We start from the raw sequence: 6524 nt of genomic DNA on the forward strand, positions 1-6524 counted from the left end.
GCATTGGCGATATGCCCTTTTAGGATACCGTAGGACAAGAGTGCATCAATGTAGAAACCATTGTTATGCTGTATACTACCATAGGCTGTAATGGCCCATTTATCCAGCGTGTTCTTCCCTGCATCTTCTATATCTTTTGGAGTGAAAGAGAGGCGTCCATAGGTTCCCCCCAGTCCCAGATGTGTTGTGGTATTTTGCCCTTCAATTGCTGCCAATGTGACACCGGCTTGGAGAGCAGCATAGCGAATATCAGCACCATAACCATATTCCAGAGGACCACGCTTGGAAGATAAGGTAGCTGTATTTCCATAGGAGTATAAGAAGAATGCGTTCTTTATCCCTTGTTCTTGTCCTATGGTGGATATTCTCATATTAGCTAAAAACTCGTCTTGCTTAGCTATATCTGTTAATCCAGCGTGAAAGAGAGCATTTGGCATAACTATATAGCTTGCTGTCTGTGGTACAAGAGTGTCCACACCAGAACCTGAACCAGTTTCAAGAATTTCTTTGTGTAAGCGGAAATCCCAGAAATTTTCATTCTTTTCATCAAACAGGTTTTGCGCAATATCGGCTTGTCCATGGCTTGAGTCTGGTCCATAAGCAGTCAGCGTATATTTATAAGGTAAATGACCTCTTGTGGTATAGCCATTTGCTAGTTTGAAAGAGTCTTCCTGTGCTTTCCCAGAGACTTGAATAAGCGAAAGTCCACCGATATTCGAAGGATCAGCAGCATTTACTACACTATTTTTATCCCCTGAATCGCTTTTGATATAAACTGTTGTGTTGCTTGAGACATCACCGTGAATGAGAAGCCTATCGGTTTTTTGATCGGCACTTGCTACGCCATCACTCCAAGCAATGTTGAAGTAAATCTTTGCGTCTCCCGTTGCATTGTAGACTGCTGTGTTGTCTGGTTTTCCAGATCCTATGTGCAATGTGTGATAATGCTCTTCTGTTGGTTTCTCAAAAATAATGGAGCTGTTGTTGAGGTTAAGCTTGGAAACATCAGAACGAGATCTTTGAGCAATATCAAGGAGATTGCCATCATCATCTTTTTCATTTGTACTGGTTTTTACAATCCATTGTGTATTGTTTTGCAAATTAAAGATTGTTTTAGGGCTGTTAATAATTTTTGCTCTACCCTCTAATATGGAGTCATCAGAATTGAGTGTAAAAGTTAAATTATTTTCTTCAGTTGAATTTTTGGTTACTAATAAAACATCAGCACGGATTTCTGATTTATTGCCAAGATTGACGGTGCCGGTTAATTCATCTACGTTAATTCCAACACCGTTTTCAACGTGAAGCTTTGCGTTGGTTAAATTAACTTCTGAGGTTGTATTTTCCACAGGATTTTCAAATTTTATGCCGTTTTTCTCTGCTTTTGCAGAAATTCCCGTCAGATCAATATGTCCACCGTTTTCAACAGCTAATGCTGCCTCTGTTCCTGTTATACTTCCTGTCATCATTGTGATGCTGGAGTCTAAGCCGGTTGCATGGAGGGCATAACCATTAGATGATGTAATTTGGGCGTTTTCGGTTATAGTAATGGTGCTTCCACTCTCTGCACGTATCCCCACATTTTTTCCAGCAAATGATCCTCCAGAGATTGTGATTTGAGAATGATCCATTGCAATTACGCCGATGAATGCTTTTGTAATGTGTACATTTTTTAAAGTGATATTGCTTGCTTGGGAATTTAATCCTGTAAATATTACCGAGTTACCTTTTCCATTGCTCGATATTGTCACATCTTCCAATTTGTTTTCGTTGCTTTTACTGTTATTAAAGGTGGCTCCCCCTGTAGAAGTTGTAATGGTTCCTTTATTCATTTTGATTACGCCGCCGTCTCGTGCAAGGAGTCCAGTCGAAGTGTCTCTAATATTTGTTCCATGCAATTCGATCATACTATTAGAATTGATAACACTTGCACCTAATCCGCTAAGGTGCTTTTCTGTTGTGATAGTAACACCTGTGACCGTAATATGACCACCATCTTCCGCACTCAATGCTGTACGGTCCCCTTTGACGTGTCCTTCATTCATTGTGATGGTAGAGTTTAAACCGTCTGCATGGAGTCCATAACCATTAGATGAGGTAATTTGTGCAGCATCGTCTAAATTGATGGTGCCGCTATCTGCTACATATATTGTTTCACCTTCCGCCTTAAATGATCCCCCAGAGATTTTAATTGTAGAATTGTCATATGCAGCTACGGCATTAATTGCATCAGAGATGGTTACATTTTTTAAAGTGACTTTACTTTTTTCTTCTGCTTCTATTCCATAGCCTAGCAGCGCACCGCCTTCACCACTTGATATTATCACGTTGTCCAGATAGTTTTCTTCGCTCTCACTTTTAGAAAAGACAGCACCAGCTACAGAAGCTTTAATGCTTCCTCCCTTCATACTGATTGCGCCATTGCTTTGGGCGTGAAGACCAATTGCACTATCACTAATCGTTGTATTTCCAAGCAACTTAATTACACTATTAGAGCCATCAGCACCTGCACCGATACCATCGTCTGTTGTTTTTAGAGTAACATCTGTGGCTGTAATATGTCCGCCATTTTCTGCAGCCAATGTCACACCTTTCCCCGTAACGTTTCCTTTTGTCATTGTGATGGTGCTACCGGATTCTTCTGCATAGAGTCCATAGTCTTCAGATGAGGTAATTTGCGCTTCGTTGGTTAAAGTAATGGTGCTGCCGTTTGCGGCACCTATTGTTATACCTTTTGCTTCAAATGATCCTCCAGAGACTGTTATTGTCGAGTGATCATTTGCAATTATGGCACTGGTTGCTTGCGTAACGGTTACATCTTTTAAAGCGACTGTACTGTTTTTGTCTGCTTCTATTCCAGCGATTAGTGGCGCATCGTTTTTACCGCTCGATATCGTCACACCTTCCAGTTTGTTCTTTTCGCTCTCAGTGTTTTCGAAGTAAGCACCAAGTCGGGAAGCTTTAATGGATCCCCCAGTTATGCTGATTGCGCCACTATTTCTTGCTCCAATTCCGATGTTGCTATCACTAATCGTTGTGTTTCCAAGCAACTTAATTACACTATTAGAGCCATCAGCACCTGAACCGATACCATCGCCATCTGTTGTTTTTAGAGTAACATCTGTGGCCGTAATATGTCCGCCATTTTCTGCAGCCAATGTCACACCTTTCCCCGTAACGTTTCCTTTTGTCATTGTGATGGTGCTACCGGATTCTTCTGCATAGAGTCCATAGTCTTCAGATGAGGTAATTTGCGCTTCGTTGGTTAAAGTAATGGTGCTGCCGTTTGCGGCACCTATTGTTATACCTTTTGCTTCAAATGATCCTCCAGAGACTGTTATTGTCGAGTGATCATTTGCAATTATGGCACTGGTTGCTTGCGTAACGGTTACATCTTTTAAAGCGACTGTACTGTTTTTGTCTGCTTCTATTCCAGCGATTAGTGGCGCATCGTTTTTACCGCTCGATATCGTCACACCTTCCAGTTTGTTCTTTTCGCTCTCAGTGTTTTCGAAGTAAGCACCAATCTTGGAAGCTGTAATGGATCCTCCGGTCATTTTAATTGCACCATTGTCTTGTGCCAAGAGTCCAATTATAGCATTATCAACAGTTGTATTTCCATGTAATTTAATGACGCTGTCGTCACCAATAGCAATTGCACCAGCTCCTTCTTTGTCCCCTGTCGTTTTTAGAGTAACATTTTCTACCTCGATATGTGCTTTATCTTCTGCAAATAATGCGTAGTTCTTCGTGGTTACTGTTCCATCCGTCATTTTTATTATGGAGTTTTCACCTTCTGCATGGAGCCCATTTCCATCAGTTGATATAATTGTAGTACCATCGTTTCCATTTTTAGCTAAAGTGATGCTGCCACCGTTTAAAGCATACACTGTGTCATTTTCCGTCTCAAATGTTCCTCCAAATACGTTTATTTCAGAATTACTCGCAAAAATAGCTTTTTTTGCTTGTTTTACGGTTACATTTTTTAACGTAACTTGACTGTTATCGATGGCGCTTATTCCCAATAATGAGGATGTATCACCTTCTTTTTTTGATATTGTCACATTTTCAAGCTTATTTCCTTTACTATTGTTTGAGAAGTTCGCACCAACTGTAGATTTGCCAGTTGTGGATACTGTAATAGAACCACCGCTCATTTTGATTGCACCGCCGTCTTGTGCAAAAAGTCCGATTACAGCATCATCAACTATTGTGTTTCCGTGCAATTCAATCGTGCTGTTAGGACCGGTAGATTGTGCACCAACTCCTTTGCTATTTGTTTTTAGAGAAACATCCGTGACCTCGATGTGTCCACTGTTAAATGCAGATAATGCTGCTTGATTTCCTGTTACTATTCCTCCAGTCATCTCGACGTTGCCGCCATTCGCTGCACCAAGTCCAAAAAAAGTACTTTCAACGGTTGTATTTCCGCCTAATTTAATTATGCTGTCAGAATTGCTAGCACCTGCAGCGATTCCTTTGTCTCCTGTTGCTTTTAGAGTCACATCTTCTACCTCGATGTGTCCGCCTTGTGTTGCAGATAATACTGCTTGATTTCCTGTTACTATTCCTCCAGTCATCTTGATTGTAGAGTTTTTACCTTCTGTAACGAGTCCTGTTCCATCAGTTGATGTAATTGTAGCACCATCTTTTTCGCCTTTATTTAAAATAACGGTACCACCATTTAGAGCATATACTCCTTGGTTTTTTCCATTAAATTCTCCCCCAAAAACTTCTAGTTTAGAATCATTCGCAAATATGCCTATTTCTGCTTGAGTGACTGTTACATTTTTTAAAGTTACCATGCTTTTGTTTGCACTGATTCCGAATAGCAGTGGTACTTCATTATGACTGGATATCGTCACTCCGTTCAGTTCGTTTGCATCGCCCTTACTGTTTAAGAAAGCAGCCCCCCCTCCAGAAGCTGTAATAGATCCTCCGGTCATTTTGATCGTGCTATCGTTATTTGCAGTTAATCCAACGACAGCATTTTCAATCTTTGTATTTCCTTGTAGTTCAATCGTGCTTTTATCTCCACTAGCGACGACGACACCTAATCCTTCGTCATCTTCCGTTGTTAGAACGACATTTTCAACTATAATATGTCCGCCGTTACCTGAAAATAATGCCATTTCCTTCGCATTTACTGTTCCACCGGTTATTTTGATTATACCGTTGTTTTTTGCTTCAAGACCAAGGTTAATGTTAAAATCAGTTCCTTTAATGGTTGTTTTATCCCCCGTTAAAGTGATCATACTGTTCTCGCCTTCAGCTGTTACAGCAGCGGGTGATTCTAGAGAAGATGATCCTGGAGAAGATGTGGATGAGCCTTCGCCGGTATCCTTATTTCCGGTTACTGTTAAATTTTCACCAGTGATTTTGCCACTTTCTTTTGCATGAAGAATTTCATAGGACTTACCGGTTTCTCCGGTGACGGCTGGTCCTTCTCCTGAAGCTTCAAGAGATTCAGCATGTGCATTGGAATAGATACTAGAGAGTATGATCGCGACTGTTGCTGTATATGATAAAAGGGATTTTTTATACATCCGTATTCTCCTTTGAAGTCCCCAATATTCATTTCCCCACCGACCTCATAAGAAGAATAGAAAATGAGTTACTGTTCTTAGTGTTGTTACATTACCTCTAACTCGGTAAGTTATTTTAATTTTTCTGTCAAATATTTTAAATAATCTTCATGAAAATGTATATTATGTATAGTTTATTTTTTATTAAATGAGTTTATTTATTTTCTGTTTGTAGTGGGATTATTTTTATATCTTGATAAAATAATAAAAATAATTTTTGATAATTACTGAGAGTTCTTTATGACTATTAAGATATTTTATGATAATTATTTGAAGATATTTTCACTTAATACAAAAATATATTTTACTATCCTATCGTTTATAGTTTTTTGTGTTTTTTCTTGTTTGAATATTGTATAGACAAAAAATTGTTTGAGTTTTCAGATGAGGAGAAAGTTTCTGATAATCGCTTATCTTATTGAGGGCGGTAAAACAGACATATCTTAAGTTTAAAAACGTAATTAATAAAGAGATTCATGTTAAGGTTTTAAATGAATAGTACTTTGGTCAATAAAATTGCACTGTTATTAAAAAGTTTCCGCGTTCATTATTTGTGGATTTTTAATATATTCTAGATAAAAATGCCTTATATTTTTTCTTGATAAAAAGGGAGGGGGTAGTTGTGGTGTCATTAGGATTTATACAAAGCGAAAAGGCAGCATATTGTGCTGCCTTTTCGTTAAATTGAATAGAATGAATAGGCTGTTTTGACAGTTTTGTTTTAAAACTGATAGCGTATACCACCTGAAAAACTTGCTCCAGAGATACCAGTTTTCTGAAGCTTTTGTTGATAACTCACATCACCATGAAGGGAGAAATTGTGAGACAGTTGTGCATTGATGCCAATGCCGCCTTCAATTGTAGGTCCCATAGGATCAAGGTCAAAGTCTCTACCAATATGAATGCTACCATCATCACCAAAAGTTTTGATCAAGTTTA

The 6524-nt window shown here is 39.0% G+C and carries 2 protein-coding genes; both read right to left on the reverse strand.

The window, feature by feature from the left end; genetic code table 11:
* The coding region (locus tag ACFIKD_RS08530; protein ID WP_375647762.1) for a hypothetical protein at positions 1-5546 on the reverse strand (5546 nt) is incomplete at its 3' end.
* Between the two features lie 760 nt (positions 5547-6306).
* Positions 6307-6524, reverse strand: a 218-nt coding sequence (locus tag ACFIKD_RS08535) for an autotransporter outer membrane beta-barrel domain-containing protein (RefSeq protein WP_375647763.1), incomplete at its 5' end; no start/stop codon positions are given.

Origin of the sequence: Bartonella sp. CR84HXZ (assembly GCF_042194535.1) — a bacterium.
GTDB lineage: Bacteria > Pseudomonadota > Alphaproteobacteria > Rhizobiales > Rhizobiaceae > Bartonella > Bartonella grahamii.